This is a genomic window from Streptomyces sp. NPDC091416 (genome assembly GCF_044756845.1).
Classification (GTDB): Bacteria; Actinomycetota; Actinomycetes; order Streptomycetales; family Streptomycetaceae; genus Streptomyces.
Map to the genome: position 1 here is coordinate 267,409 of NZ_JBIVTU010000005.1, position 12,751 is coordinate 280,159.

13 protein-coding genes are annotated in these 12,751 nt (G+C 72.6%); 4 read left to right on the forward strand and 9 right to left on the reverse strand.

The annotated features are described in order from the left end of the window. Positions 1 to 25 precede the first annotated feature (25 nt). The 4 genes from ACIQMX_RS17395 to ACIQMX_RS17410 all read right to left on the reverse strand — a co-directional run bounded on the left by ACIQMX_RS17395 (position 26) and on the right by ACIQMX_RS17410 (position 4,151). Positions 26 to 109 (reverse strand): putative leader peptide, encoded by an 84-nt coding sequence (locus ACIQMX_RS17395; protein WP_310739661.1) that lies wholly within the window; start codon positions 107 to 109, stop codon positions 26 to 28. Positions 110 to 290: 181 nt separating this feature from the next. After that, complete coding sequence (locus tag ACIQMX_RS17400; protein WP_363067102.1) at positions 291 to 887, reverse strand: GNAT family N-acetyltransferase; 597 nt, start codon at positions 885 to 887, stop codon at positions 291 to 293. Positions 888 to 968: 81 nt separating this feature from the next. After that, entirely contained in the window at positions 969 to 2,225 is a 1,257-nt protein-coding gene (locus ACIQMX_RS17405; RefSeq protein ID WP_402479415.1) for a GAF domain-containing protein, read from the reverse strand. Between the two features lie 288 nt (positions 2,226 to 2,513). Next, a complete protein-coding gene (locus tag ACIQMX_RS17410) occupies positions 2,514 to 4,151 on the reverse strand; it encodes an acyl-CoA dehydrogenase family protein (protein ID WP_402478854.1) in 1,638 nt (545 codons plus the stop codon). 74 nt (positions 4,152 to 4,225) lie between these two features. On the opposite strand from ACIQMX_RS17410, the gene ACIQMX_RS17415 reads away from it, so the two are divergent. Continuing rightward, positions 4,226 to 5,335 carry a YihY/virulence factor BrkB family protein gene (locus tag ACIQMX_RS17415; RefSeq protein ID WP_402479418.1) on the forward strand — a complete coding sequence of 370 codons (1,110 nt, stop codon included), beginning with the start codon at positions 4,226 to 4,228 and terminating at the stop codon, positions 5,333 to 5,335. Between the two features lie 9 nt (positions 5,336 to 5,344). Here the strand turns inward: ACIQMX_RS17415 and ACIQMX_RS17420 are convergent, their stop codons facing one another. Then, positions 5,345 to 5,707, reverse strand: coding sequence for a CU044_2847 family protein (locus tag ACIQMX_RS17420; protein WP_402478857.1), 363 nt, complete (start codon positions 5,705 to 5,707; stop codon positions 5,345 to 5,347). 57 nt (positions 5,708 to 5,764) lie between these two features. Between ACIQMX_RS17420 and ACIQMX_RS17425 the strand changes: the two genes are divergently transcribed. Next, positions 5,765 to 6,496 carry a helix-turn-helix domain-containing protein gene (locus tag ACIQMX_RS17425; RefSeq protein ID WP_363067105.1) on the forward strand — a complete coding sequence of 244 codons (732 nt, stop codon included), beginning with the start codon at positions 5,765 to 5,767 and terminating at the stop codon, positions 6,494 to 6,496. Here ACIQMX_RS17425 and ACIQMX_RS17430 read toward each other — a convergent pair. The 4 genes from ACIQMX_RS17430 to ACIQMX_RS17445 are packed head-to-tail and all read right to left on the reverse strand — an operon-like array spanning position 6,478 to position 10,329. Continuing rightward, positions 6,478 to 6,945 carry a VOC family protein gene (locus ACIQMX_RS17430; protein WP_402478859.1) on the reverse strand — a complete coding sequence of 156 codons (468 nt, stop codon included), beginning with the start codon at positions 6,943 to 6,945 and terminating at the stop codon, positions 6,478 to 6,480. The genes ACIQMX_RS17425 and ACIQMX_RS17430 overlap by 19 nt on opposite strands. Positions 6,946 to 6,963: 18 nt before the next feature. Further along, the gene (locus ACIQMX_RS17435) at positions 6,964 to 8,538 is read right to left on the reverse strand and encodes a 3-hydroxyacyl-CoA dehydrogenase (protein ID WP_402478862.1); all 1,575 of its coding nucleotides are present in this window, start codon (positions 8,536 to 8,538) and stop codon (positions 6,964 to 6,966) included. A 49-nt stretch (positions 8,539 to 8,587) separates the two neighbouring features. Continuing rightward, positions 8,588 to 9,364: a CoA-transferase subunit beta gene (locus ACIQMX_RS17440; protein WP_402478864.1), complete on the reverse strand. Its 777-nt coding sequence runs from the start codon at positions 9,362 to 9,364 to the stop codon at positions 8,588 to 8,590. A 47-nt stretch (positions 9,365 to 9,411) separates the two neighbouring features. Further along, positions 9,412 to 10,329: a CoA-transferase gene (locus tag ACIQMX_RS17445; protein ID WP_363067217.1), complete on the reverse strand. Its 918-nt coding sequence runs from the start codon at positions 10,327 to 10,329 to the stop codon at positions 9,412 to 9,414. 160 nt (positions 10,330 to 10,489) lie between these two features. Between ACIQMX_RS17445 and ACIQMX_RS17450 the strand changes: the two genes are divergently transcribed. After that, on the forward strand, positions 10,490 to 11,380 hold the full coding sequence (locus ACIQMX_RS17450; protein ID WP_402478867.1) for a LysR family transcriptional regulator: 891 nt from the start codon (positions 10,490 to 10,492) through the stop codon (positions 11,378 to 11,380). Between the two features lie 117 nt (positions 11,381 to 11,497). After that, positions 11,498 to 12,724: an acetyl-CoA C-acetyltransferase gene (locus ACIQMX_RS17455; RefSeq protein WP_363067110.1), complete on the forward strand. Its 1,227-nt coding sequence runs from the start codon at positions 11,498 to 11,500 to the stop codon at positions 12,722 to 12,724. The last annotated feature ends 27 nt before the right edge of the window (positions 12,725 to 12,751 follow it).

The window sequence follows — 12,751 nt, forward strand, 5'->3', positions numbered from 1 at the left end:
GGTGATCGCGGCGGTGCTGGAACTCTCAGCTCGCCGGACAGATGGCGCTGGACATGCGGCCGAGGTCGACGTGGCGTCGACTCACCAAGGCAATTCCAGTTCCAGGCATGACGGAAGCGTGTCACGCGGGTCTCCGGGCAGTCCACCACTATCCATGATGTGGACGAGACAGTCCCGGCAGGTGAGACAATGTGGCGCCCGTCACGTAACTGACGGGCGCCCGGCGGCCGGAATACCGGACAACCATGTGCATTTCTTACCGGGATTTCCGGCCGGCTCCACGGAAATGACTACCGGCCGGATTCGGGCCACGGGCCCGGGGTGGCGACATCGGGCTCCAGCTCCGTCCGGGTGTCGAACAGCCGGAAGCCGCGGCGCAGATAGTTGCCCATCGCGTGCGGACCGTCCTTGGAGCACGTGTGGACCCACACCCGCTTCGTCGCGGGCCGCTCCGGCCACCGCTCCGCCAGGTCCCAGGCGCGGGCGACCCCGTACGAGAGCAGATGGCCGCCGATCCGGCGGCCCCGGAAGGCCGGGAGGAGACCGAAGTACATGATCTCGACCGCGCCGTCGTCCTGCGGGTCCAGCTCCACGTACCCCGCCGGCGTCCCGTTCACGTACGCCACCCAGGTCTCCGCGCCCGGCCGGTCCAGCACTTCCCGCCACTGCGCGTATGTCATCGACAGCCGGTCCGTCCACTGGATGTCGCCGCCGACTGCCGTATAGAGGAAGCGGCTGAACTCGGGCAGCGGGACCTCGGACCGCACGATCCGTACGTCCGGGCCGGGCTCGGCCGAGGGCCGCAGATCGTCGGCGGAGGTCTGCTCCAGGGACCAGACGGTCACCTCGGCCAGGGCGGGATCGGATGGACGCTCGGGGTTGCTCATGACTGCCAGAAAACCATGCCCCGCCCACCCGGCCCAAGCCGGTACCCGCGACGAGGCGCCCCGGACCTGCGGGAACGGGGTTCAGGAGGCGCTGCGGGCCGCCACCACCACGGGCGCCTTCGACCGGGGCAGCAGATCGCCCGGGTGCTCCGGACCGATCACCTCCACCTCGACGCCCTCGCCGAAACGGTACGGGCGGTGCGCCAGTACCTCCGCGAGATGGCGCCGCAGCCGCGAGATCTCGGCCCGGACCGTCACCGTCCTGGTCGGATCGCCGAAGATGTCCTCGGCCAGTTCGGACGCCGTACGCCCCTCGGGGCACCGGGCCAGCGCGTACAGCAGCTCGGCGTGGCGCGGGGACAGCCGCTGCGTCCACGTGCCCACCGGGCTCACCAGGTTCACCGTGAGGCTGCCCGGCATGCTCAGATCCAGCACGACCCGGCGCGGCGGGGTGTCCATCGTTCCGTCCGCCACCTGCACCAGCCACCCGCCCGGCAGCGGCTCCACCCGGCACATCCCGAGCGAGGGCAGCCACGCCGGGCCCGGCTGCACGGACTTGGGCAGCGGCAGCCGGTCCACCGGCGGCATCCCGGTGACCGCGGCCAGCCAGCCGTTCGTGTCCACCGCCATCGCCCGGCCCCCCAGCCGGCACAGCATCGGAGCCGCCACCGAACGCAGCCGGTCGATCGCCTGGAGGTGCCGGGTCCTGATCTCGCTCTCGGCCAGCCGGGCCACCGAACCGACCAGGGCGAGCGTCGTGGGATGGAAGGTGCTCGCCGGACCGCTGATGTCGACGATCCCCATCAGCCGGCCGTCGCGCGGGTCACGCACCGGGGCCGCCGCGCACGTCCACCCGTGCAGACTGCGCACGAAGTGCTCCGCGGAGTGGACCTGCACCGGCGCGCGCGAGGCGAGCGCGGTACCGATCGCGTTGGTGCCGGTGATCTCCTCCGACCAGGCGGCGCCCTCGGCCAGACAGATGTCGTCGGCCCGGCGCAGGATCCCCGTGTTGCCCTGCCGCCACAGCACCCGGCCCTCCACGTCGGTGACCACCATGATCTGCTGCGAGGCGTCCGCGATGCTCACCAGACCGTCACTGAGCAGCGGCATGACCTCGCCCAGCGCCGAACTCCGGCGCCGGTGCTCGATCTCCTCCAGCTCCAGCAGCACGCTCTGCGTGGTCTGCTCCGGATCGATCCCGCTGCGCAGCACCCGGTCCCACGAGGCCCCGATCTCGGCCCGCGGCCGGACCGGCATCCGCCGGCCCTCCATCCGCGCCTCCCGGGCACGGTGGAGCAGGCGCGCGGCCCGGCCCGCGTCCCGCTCGGCAGGCCGCATCACATCGACAGGACTTGTCTCCACGTCGGATCCCCCCAGGTGCCAGTGCCAGCGTCAGTACCAGGACCGTGCCAAGGGCCACGGGGTCATCCTGCCGCTTCGCGGGTCCCTTTGCCGCAACTCCACACAATGGTTGCAACCCTCTGCAACTCTGGCGACGGCACCCCCGCCGTACGAGAGTGGCGGAACACCGCACGGCGGGGTTTCGGCCCCGAAGTCCGGTGTGTACAGCATGGGGGGTGGTGCCGTGTCGGCGCAGCACCACCCCCTGTTGCTGCCCCGCCCGGATCAGCGCTCCACGGGCCGGGCCCGTTCCACGACCGAGGCCAGGTCCAGGGTGTGCGGCAGCGTTCCGAACGCCGAACCCCACTCACCGCCCAGGCGTGACGCGCAGAAGGCGTCGGCCACCTCGGACGGGGCCCAGCGCACCAGCAGCGAGCCCTGGAGCACCAGCGCCATCCGCTCCACGAGGCGGCGGGCCCGCGCCTCGATGCCCTGCAGATCGGCGAGCTCGGTGAGCAGGTCCCTGATCGCCCGGTCGAGCCGGTGGTCGGCGCCCCGAGCCCGCCCGACCTCCTGGAGGAACGCGTTCAGCGCCAGCGGCTCGCGCTGCAGCGCACGCAGCACATCCAGTGCCTGTACGTTCCCCGAGCCCTCCCAGATCGAGTTGAGCGGCGCCTCGCGCAGCAGCCGGGGCATGCCCGACTCCTCCACATAGCCGTTGCCGCCCAGGCACTCCAGCGCCTCGGCCACCAGCGGGGCGCACTGCTTCGTCACCCAGTACTTCGCCGCGGGCACCGCGATGCGCAGGAATGCCGACTCGCTCTCCGTCCCGGCGTCGTACGCCGCCGCGAGGCGCATCGCCAGGACCGTCGCCGCCTCCGACTCCAGCGCCAGATCGGCCAGCACGTTGCGCATCAGCGGCTTGTCGGCCAGCGGCCCGCCGAACGCGCTGCGGTACGTGGCGTGGTGGACCGCCTGCGCCACCGCCTGCCGCATCAGCGCCGCCGAACCGGTCACACAGTCCAGCCGGGTCGCCGCCACCATGTCGATGATGGTGCGCACCCCGCGCCCCTCCTCACCGATCCGGCGCGCCCACGTACCGTCGAACTCGACCTCGGCCGAGGCGTTGGACCGGTTGCCCAGCTTGTCCTTGAGCCGCTGGATCGCGAACACGTTGCGCGTGCCGTCGGGCAGTACCCGGGGCAGCAGGAAGCACGTCAGCCCGCCCGGGGCCTGCGCCAGCACCAGGAACCCGTCGGACATCGGAGCCGAGCAGAACCACTTGTGCCCGGTGAGCAGATACTCCCCGTCACCGGACAGGGGCTCGGCGCGCGTCGTGTTGGACCGCACGTCCGTGCCGCCCTGCTTCTCCGTCATGCCCATGCCGAGGAGCGCCCCGGTCTTCTGCCCGGCCGGCCGCAGCTCCTCCTCGTACACCCGTGAGGTCAGCAGCGGCTCCCACTCCGCCGCCACGGCCGGATCGGTCCGCAGCGCGGGTACCGCCGCGTGTGTCATGGAGAGCGGGCAGCCGTGCCCTGCCTCGGCCTGCGTCCACACCAGGAAGCCGGCGGTCCGCCGCACATGCCCGCCCGGCCGGTCCCAGGCATCGGTCAGACCGGCGGTGACGGCGTGACCGAGCAGCCGGTGCCAGGCCGGATGGAACTCCACCTCATCGACGCGGTTGCCGTAGCGGTCATGCGTGCGCAGCCTCGGCGGATTCTCGTTGGCCTGCACCCCCCACTCCGCGGCCTGGGGCGATCCGGCGGACCGGCCGAGCTCGGCGAGCCCGTCCCGGGCGTCATCGAGCAGGTCCGCCGAAAGGTGCCGTTCCACGGCTTCGGTGAGGACCCGGTCCGCGCCGAAGACGTCGTAGCCGAGGAGCGGAGGGGCCTGGTTGGACACGGTGTGGGTGGTGGCTGCCATGCCGATACGGTAAGGACGTGCAGGCAGCAAATGAAACACCCGAGCGGTCACCGGGCCGGCTCCACCGGGCCAGAGTGCTCTACCGCAACGTGTCCAAGCGGCAACTGGCCTGGCAGTTGCTGAAGGACACCGTGAACTCGTGCATGGAGTACCGCATTCTGGGACTCGCCGCCGAGGCGGCGTTCTTCACCCTGCTGTCCCTGCCCCCGCTGCTCCTCGGACTGATCGGCCTGCTCGGATACGTCGACGAGTGGACCAGCACCGCGACGGTCGCCTCCATCGAGCGCAACATCCTGAGCGCCGCCCACACGGTGCTCTCCGAGCGCGGCGTCAACGACTTCGCCAAACCGCTCCTGGCCGACGTCACCACCGGAGCCCGGCCCGACGTCATCTCCCTCGGCTTCGCGATCGCGCTCTGGTCCGGCTCCCGCGCGGTCAACGTCTTCATCGACACGATCACGGTCATGTACGGGCTCGACGGCCAGCGCGGCATCGTCAAGACCCGGATGCTCGCCTTCCTGCTGTACGTGGTGGCGCTGCTGCTGGGTGCGGTCGTGCTGCCCCTGCTGGTGGTCGGTCCCGACCGGGTCGTGGAGTTCATCCCCTGGGGCACCGAGGTCATAAGCGTCCTGTACTGGCCCCTGGTGATACTGCTGTCCATCGCCTTCCTGACGACGCTCTACCACGTGTCTGTCCCCGTCCGCTCGCCGTGGGTCGAGGACATGCCGGGCGCCCTGATGGCGCTGGCGATGTGGGTGCTCGGCAGCTTCCTGCTGCGGATCTACCTCACCAGCACGGTCGAGGGGCCCACGATCTACGGGTCGCTGGCCGCCCCGATCGCGGTCCTGCTGTGGATCGGCATCTCCGCGTTCGCGGTGCTCGTGGGCGCCGCGGTCAACGCGGCCATCGACCGGGTGTGGCCGTCGGTGGCGACGGCTGCGGCCCGCGCCGCCAACGACCGGGTGCGCGCCGCCCAGGCGGCCGAGTTCGTGGCCCGTACCCAGGCGGAGAGCCGGTACGGCGGCTGGGACGACGACGGGGACGGGGACGACGGCGACAGCCCTTACATGCCGTCCGAGTTCCCCGAGCGCTGGTCGCGGTTCCTGCCGCCCGACGACGTGAAGTCCCGGCTGCAGCCGAGCCGCGAGAAGGAACCGGACAAGCCGCAGCCGCACGGCGAGTGAGCGGGGGCGTCAGCCGGCGGGCGGGGCGGGCGGCGTCTCGGAGGGAGTCGCGGACGAGCCCGGTGACCACGACAGCTTGACCGTCAGATGGCCCTCCAGCGCGCTCTTCGCGATGACCGCCCCGGCCTCCGCGGTGATCTTCACCCCGAATTCGAGCTCCACCCCGTCCGGCTTCAGGGCACCGTCCCGGAACACCGCGAGCGCGGACTCGGCCGCCGACCGGATGCCCTGGAGCGCCTCGTCGAAAGTGCGCTCCGCCCGGGCCAGCGCATGGCCGTCGCGCGCCACCAGCTGCGCACCCTGAGCGTGCCGGTCGACCTCGACCGTCACCGTCTCGCCGCTCTCGGTGGTGAACTCCATCAATGCCGCCATGACCGCCCCCGGGATGCCCGTACCGCCCGTTCTCCGTCGGTCGACGACACTAGTGCCATGGGCGACCGTTACGAAGAGCGCGTCTCGCGGGTGGACGGTGCGAAGGTCTGGAGCCTGACCGTGCCGCCCGGCTCGTTCCACCCCGTCCTGCCCGACGGCTGCATGGACCTGCTCTGGACCGGCGGCGGGCTTCTGGTCGCGGGCCCGGACACCCGTGCGGAAGCCCCCTCCGGAACGGACGGCGGCAGCTACGCGGGCATCCGCTTCGCCCCGGGCACGGCACCCGCCCTGCTGGGCGTGGAGGCGCACGAACTGCGGGACCGCCGGATCGCGCTGGCCGACCTGTGGCCGGCGGCCCACGTCCGGGAGCTCACCGAGCGGGTCGCCTGCGCCGCCGATCCGGCCGCCGCGCTGGAGGACATCGCGGTGCGCCGGGCCGCGGACACCCCGCCGCCGGACCCGGTGATGCGCTCCGTCGCCGCACATCTGGACAGCGGCTGCACCGTCGCGCAGACGGCACAGGCGGCCGGCCTCGGCGCCCGTCAGCTGCACCGCCGCTCGCTGGCCGCCTTCGGCTACGGCCCCAAGACACTCGCCCGGGTCCTGCGGCTGCAGCGGGCTCTGGAACTCGCCCGGACGGGGACGCCGTACGCCGAGGCCGCGCTCCTGGCGGGATGCGCCGATCAGGCACACCTCGCCCGGGAGATGCGCGAACTGGGCGGCACCACCCTGACCGCGTACTTCGCGGATCAGGACCGCGCCGCCCCCGATCAGGCGGACACACCCTGAGGAGTCGCACCGGCGGGGGCGAACAGCGACACGGCGCAGCCGTCCGGGTCCAGGACCACCGCGTACCGCTGTCCCCATTCCGCGTCCCACGGCTTCAGATGGCCGCGGTATCCGGCGCCCGTCAGCTCCGCGTAGACGGCGTCGACCTCCGCCGGGCCGTCGCAGAGGAACGCGAGCCCGAGCCGTTCGCCGCCGTTCGCCCCCGACCACTCCGGGTCGAAGGAGCGGACGACGTCCTCGGTGTCCCACAGGAGCCGTTGCCCGCCCGGGAGCGTCACTTCGACATGGGGTGCGGATTCCGCGCCGGCGGGGATGTCGAGGCCGAGCCGGCGGTAGAAGGCGAGCGAGGCGGCCAGATCCGCGGTCGTGATGGAGAGAGCGTCGAGTCGTGGAGTCATGAACCGACCGTAGGCCGGGGGACGGCCCGCGGTCTTGAACGAATCGGTCATGTCACCCGCCCCCCCACCTCACACCACGCCGTCCCCCTCGCCCTCGCCCTCCAGGCAGTCCGCCGGTGACGTCCCCGGGTCCGTCAGCGCCAGGCCCAGCGCGGCGCGTTCGGTGACCCAGCGGGTCGGGCGGTGGCGCGGGTCGCCCGTCGTGGCGTGCAGGGCCCGGTGCAGCTCCAGCATCCTGGCCGCGCCGATCCGGTCGCCCCAGGCCAGCGGGCCCACCGGATAGCCGAGACCGGTCGTCACCGCCAGATCGATGTCGCCCGGCGTCGCCAGGGCGCGTTCCGCGATCGATGCCGAGACCGACACGATCGACGCGAGCAGCCGCTGCGCGACCGAGCCCGCGGTGTCCCGGACCACCGAGACCGCGAACGGCCCGCCGCCGTCCGAGGGCCGCGCCAGCACCGCGCGTGCGTCCCGTGCCGCCGCCGCCTCCACGCCCGGAGTCACGGCCAGCACCCGCCGGCGCCCGGCCGGCGGCAGCGGGTCCACACCGAAGGTGCGTCCCGCGGGCAGCCCGTGCTCGGCCACCGCCGAGGCGACCGTGGTCCCCCAGACCGGCACCAGCACCAGCGCCCCCGCGGACGGTTCCGTGCCGGTCCCGACCGTGGCACCCGCCGCGGCCAGAGCCTCCCGCAGTGCGGTGGCGTCGCGCTCCCCGGCCGGGGACGCGGCGACGACGCACACCGGCCGGTCCGGGTCGCCGGTGACCGGGGCCTCCGCTGCGGGCGAGGCGGCCCCGGCGCCGTACGGGAACCAGCCGCGTCCCGTCTTGCGGCCGTGCAGTCCGGCCGCCACCCGGTTCGGGGTCAGATATGAGGGCCGCAGCCGGTCCTCGTGGCGGAAGCCGTCCCAGATCGAGTCGATGACGGCGGCGGTCACATCGAGTCCGGTCAGGTCCATCAGCTCGAACGGGCCCATCCGCAGGCCCAGCACGTCCCGCGCGACGCGGTCGATGTCCGCCGGGCCTGCGACCGTCTCCTCCAGCAGTGCGAGTGCCTCCGTCACCAGTCCGCGTCCGGCGTGGTTGACGAGGAAGCCCGGCGTGTCGGCCACCGTGACCGCGCGGTGCCCGCAGCTCTCCACGAGTGCGGTCAGCAGCGGCGGGATCTCCGGACGCGTGGCGGCGCCGGGCACGACCTCGACGATCCGCATCAGCGGGACCGGATTGAAGAAATGCAGTCCGGCCAGGCGTGCCGGGTCCTTCAGGGTGGCGGCGATCCGCGTCACCGACAGCGAGGACGTGTTGGTGGCGAAGACGGCCGACGCGGGCAGTGCCCGCTCCAGCCGGCCGAAGACCTCCGCCTTCGTGGCCAGGTCCTCCCGTACGGCCTCGACGACCAGCTCCACGTCCGGGCCCGCGGCCCACGGGTCGTCCAGCGGAACCAGCCGGTCCAGGGCACCGGCTGCGTCCTCGGCGGACATCCGGCCCTTCTGCACGCCCCGCTCCAGCATGGACCGTACGAAACCGGCGGCCTCGGCCACCGCCTCCGCCCGCACGTCGCACAGCTCCACGGTGTGTCCGGCGACGGCCGCCCACTGGGCGATGCCGCGGCCCATGGCTCCGGCGCCGACGATCCTGATACGCATGGTGGTGAGGGTCCTCTCGATGGGGCGGGTGACGGACGGCGGCTGCGGATCAGCGCAGGTACACGCGGTCCGGGTCGACATCCTCGCGCAGCAGCCGCAACTCCGCCCCGGTCGGGGGCGGTACCTCGTCCACCGTGTCGGCGACCCGGAGATCCCAGCCGGTCGCGGCCCGCACCTGCTCCACGGTGACCCCGGGCTGGACGGCGACCAGCCGCAGCTCCTCGCCCACGCCCGCGCGGGCCATGACACCCAGCTCGGTGATGACGCGGGTGACGCCGGCGCCCAGCGGGCGGATGCCCTCCGCGAGAGCGCGGTCGGGCCCCGGAGTGGTGCAGAAGTCGAGCTCCGCCGGGAAGGAAAGCGGATGATGACGGCGCATCACCACGAAGACCTCGCGGGAGTTGGCCATCACCTCGACCCCGCCGCCCGAGCCGGGCAGCCGGACCGACGGACTGTCCCAGTCACCGATCACGGAGGTGTTGAGGTTGCCCCAGCGGTCGATCTGCGCGGCGCCGAGGAAGCCCACGTCGATGTGGCCGCCCTGCAGCACACAGCCGAAGAGCATCGGCATCGAGATCACCGCCTCCGCCCCCGTGATCAGGACCGCGTCGGCGATGGTCTCCGGCAGCCGCGCGGGGTGGGCGCCGCAGACCCCCGACTCGTACACCACCTCGATGTCCGGGGCGACCGTCAGATGGGCCAGTTCGGTGGCCAGGGTCGGCAGCCCGATTCCGGCGAACACCGTGCGGCGCGCCGCCAGTTCGCGGGAGGCGACGACAGCGAGCAGCTCGGACGAGGTGGCGGTGTCCGGTGCGGTGACGGTCATGGCCCGTTCCTTCCCGTGTCCGGTGGCGGCGGTCGCTCCGGGGGCGCTCACAGCCGTCGCCCGTAGTCGACCGGCTCGCTGAGCGCCTCGCCCACCGCGAGCCCCGCCCAGAACTCCTCGCCGAGCCTGTCGACGTACTCCGCGTGGTCCGACGTGCCGCGCACCCACTCGTCCAGCCAGTCCTGGAGCCGCTGCGGGTCCTTGCTGATGTGCGACCAGGCCCGGTAGAAGGCGTTGTCCCGGTCGTAGTAGCCCTGTGCGAACGAGGGATGCGCCCCGCGCGGGCAGCGGACCACCGCGTCGACGGCGTGCGCGGGGACGAGTGTGCGGTTGGGGTCCGAGCGGATCACCTCGTCGCCGACGATCTCCTCCACGACGACGACCGCCTTGTCCGCCGCGTACACGGCCTCGGCCTGGACGCCCGTCAGCCCCCATATCTGGGTGTTCCCGCGGAGGTCGGCGCGCTGGGCGTGGATGATCGTCACGTCCGGGTTGACGGGCGGTACGACATAGATCTGTTCGGGCTCGCCGTCCGGGCCGGGATAGGGCGAAGTGACCTTGCGCAGATCGCCGTTGACGGACGGGAGATCGCTGCCGCCGTAGGAGCGGAGCGGGTAGAACGGCAGCCGCTGCGCACCGGCGAGATAGCGGCAGATCATCCCGTAGTGGCTGTACTCCTCGAAGACGAGGGACGCCGGCTCCGCGCGCTCCACCCGCCGGCGGAGCTCACCGAGCGATCCCGCCGAGGAGTTGCCCACGAACGACGAGACCAGCCGGGTCACACAGCCCGCGGCGATCATCTGGTCCACGACGATGTCCGCGGTCATCCGTACGACGGTGAGGTCGCGGCGGCCCTGGCGGATGATCTCGTGACCCGCGGCGGTCGGGATGAGATGGGTGAAGCCTTCGAGGCAGACGGTCGCGCCGTCATGGACGAAGGCGGCGATCGCCTCCCGCATCGACATCGACTTGTCTGTCCGGTCCGTCGGGGTCACGGTCCTCCTCTGCGGGCACGGGCGCGCGCGTCGCCCCACGGTGCCAGCGGCCATTGATCGCTGTCCAATACCGAATTAAGCTCAGATCGAGACTGCTGAGCAATCAATGGGTGCTGAGGGAGGGGCGGGCATGGAACTGCGCCATCTCTTCGCGTTCGTCGCCGTGGCCGAGGAACTGCATTTCGGCCGGGCCGCGCAGCGCCTGCGGATGGCCCAGCCGCCGCTGAGCCAGCAGATCCGCCGGCTGGAGAAGGAACTGGGCGTCCAGCTCTTCGAACGCAACACCCGTTCGGTGCGGCTGACCAGTGCGGGGGAGTCGTTCCTCCAGCCGGTGCGGACGGTGATCGAGGACCTCGACACCGCCGTACGGGCCGCGAAGGCGGCCGGCCGAGGCGAGTACGGGCGGGTCAGCATCGGCTTCGCGGGAGCCTCCAGCCACGAGACGCTGCCCCGGCTGACCCGGGCGGTACGCGCGGCCCACCCCGCGATCGAGCTCGTGATGACCGGCCAGACCTACGCGAACGTGGCGCTCGCCCGGGTCGCGGACGGCTCGCTGGACCTGGGGTTCGTACGGCTGCCGGTGACGCAGCCGGGCGTGAGCTTCCGGGTGATCGACGAGGAGGAGCTGGTGTGCGCGCTGCCCTCCGACCACCCGCTCGCCGCCCGGGACAGCGTCGCGCTGGAGGTGCTGGCCGGGGAGCCGTTCGTCTCGTTCCCCGCGAACACCGGCTCCACCGTGCGCGACGCGATGGTCGGGGCCTGCGAGGCCGCCGGGTTCAACCCGCGGGTGGTGCAGGAGGCCCCCGACTCGTACACGATCCTTGCCCTGGTCGCCGCGGGCGTCGGAGTGACCCTCACCGTCACCTCCGTCCAGCACATCCAGCAGAGCGGCCTCGTCTACCGGCCCCTCGCCGGACCGCCGATCAGACGGCAGGCGGCACTGGCCTGGCGGGCCGACAACCCCTCGGCCGCGCTGTGCGCGGTGCTCGCCGTCGCGGAGGACGCGCTGCCCACCCCGTAGCGCCCCCTCATTGAGACGAGATGGGTCTTGAACCAGGGTGAACTGGATATTGGACCGACTCAGTCGGCAGGTGGGAAGGTCATGGCACACCCTTGTGCCGCTGAGGAAGGTCCCACTGTGCCCGACCCGAACGACGTCGTGATCTGCGAACCGCTGCGCACCCCCATCGGCCGCTTCGGCGGGGCGTTCGCCGGGCAGACGCCCGCCGGCCTCGCCGCCCGCGTCATCGCCGAGGTCGTCGCCCGTACGGGGATCGATCCGGACCGGGTCGACGAGGTGATCCTCGGGCACGCCTACCCGTCCTCCGACGCCCCGGCCATCGGCCGGGTCGCCGCCCTGGACGCCGGGCTCCCGCAGTCGGTCACCGGCCTCCAGACGGACCGCCGCTGCGGCTCCGGACTCCAGGCCGTCCTCGACGCGGCGATGCAGATCAGGGCCGGGTTCAGCGAGGTGGTGATCGCCGGCGGCGTCGACGTGATGAGCGCCGCCCCGTACTACACGCACGACGGCCGCTGGGGCATCAAGGGCCCCGGCCTCCAGCTCCACGACTCCCTGGCCCGCGGCCGGGTCACCGCCGGCGGCGTCCACCACCCGGTGCCCGGCGGCATGATCGAGACGGCGGAGAACCTCCGCCGCGCGTACGGCATCAGCCGCGCCGACCAGGACGCGCTGGCCCTGCGCTCGCAGCAGCGCGCCGGCCGGGCCATGGCCGAGGGACGGTACGAGGCGGAGACCGTGCCCGTGACCGTACGCACCCGCAAGGGCGAGACCGTCGTCACCGCCGACGAGCACCCCCGCCCCGACACCACGGCCGAACAGCTCGCCGGGCTCCGCCCGATCCTGGGCAAGTCCGACCCGGAGGCCACGGTCACCGCCGGCAACGCCAGCGGCCAGAACGACGCGGCGGCCGCCTGCCTGGTGACGAGCGCGGCCACCGCGGAGCGCCTGGGCCTCACCCCGCTGGTCCGGCTGGTCTCGTTCGCCCGCGCGGGTGTGCCCGCCGCCACCATGGGCATCGGCCCCGTCCCGGCCACCCGCACCGCGCTCGCCCGCGCCGGACTCACGTTGGCCGACCTCGACCTGATCGAGCTCAACGAGGCCTTCGCCGCCCAGGTCCTGGCCTGCACCCGTGAACTGGGCCTCGGCGAGAAGGACCACGAGGAGCGGATCAACGTGAACGGCTCAGGGGTGTCCCTGGGTCATCCCGTCGGCGCCACCGGCGCCCGCATCCTCGCCACCCTCACCAGAGAACTGCACCGCCGCGAGGCCCGCTACGGCCTGGAGACCATGTGCATCGGCGGCGGCCAGGGCCTCGCCGCGGTCTTCGAGCGCCTCGCGGTCTGAGAGTCCGGGACCTGCCGGAGGCGCGGC

Excerpts from the sequence above, each read along its gene's own strand:
- ACIQMX_RS17395 (WP_310739661.1), bottom strand. The coding sequence starts at position 109 with ATGCCTGGAACTGGAATTGCCTTGGTGAGTCGACGCCACGTCGACCTC.
- ACIQMX_RS17400 (WP_363067102.1), bottom strand. The coding sequence starts at position 887 with ATGAGCAACCCCGAGCGTCCATCCGATCCCGCCCTGGCCGAGGTGACC.
- ACIQMX_RS17405 (WP_402479415.1), bottom strand. The coding sequence starts at position 2,225 with ATGCGGCCTGCCGAGCGGGACGCGGGCCGGGCCGCGCGCCTGCTCCAC.
- ACIQMX_RS17410 (WP_402478854.1), bottom strand. The coding sequence starts at position 4,151 with ATGGCAGCCACCACCCACACCGTGTCCAACCAGGCCCCTCCGCTCCTC.
- ACIQMX_RS17420 (WP_402478857.1), bottom strand. The coding sequence starts at position 5,707 with ATGGCGGCATTGATGGAGTTCACCACCGAGAGCGGCGAGACGGTGACG.
- ACIQMX_RS17425 (WP_363067105.1), top strand. The coding sequence starts at position 5,765 with ATGGGCGACCGTTACGAAGAGCGCGTCTCGCGGGTGGACGGTGCGAAG.
- ACIQMX_RS17430 (WP_402478859.1), bottom strand. The coding sequence starts at position 6,945 with ATGACCGATTCGTTCAAGACCGCGGGCCGTCCCCCGGCCTACGGTCGG.
- ACIQMX_RS17435 (WP_402478862.1), bottom strand. The coding sequence starts at position 8,538 with ATGCGTATCAGGATCGTCGGCGCCGGAGCCATGGGCCGCGGCATCGCC.
- ACIQMX_RS17440 (WP_402478864.1), bottom strand. The coding sequence starts at position 9,364 with ATGACCGTCACCGCACCGGACACCGCCACCTCGTCCGAGCTGCTCGCT.
- ACIQMX_RS17445 (WP_363067217.1), bottom strand. The coding sequence starts at position 10,329 with ATGTCGATGCGGGAGGCGATCGCCGCCTTCGTCCATGACGGCGCGACC.
- ACIQMX_RS17450 (WP_402478867.1), top strand. The coding sequence starts at position 10,490 with ATGGAACTGCGCCATCTCTTCGCGTTCGTCGCCGTGGCCGAGGAACTG.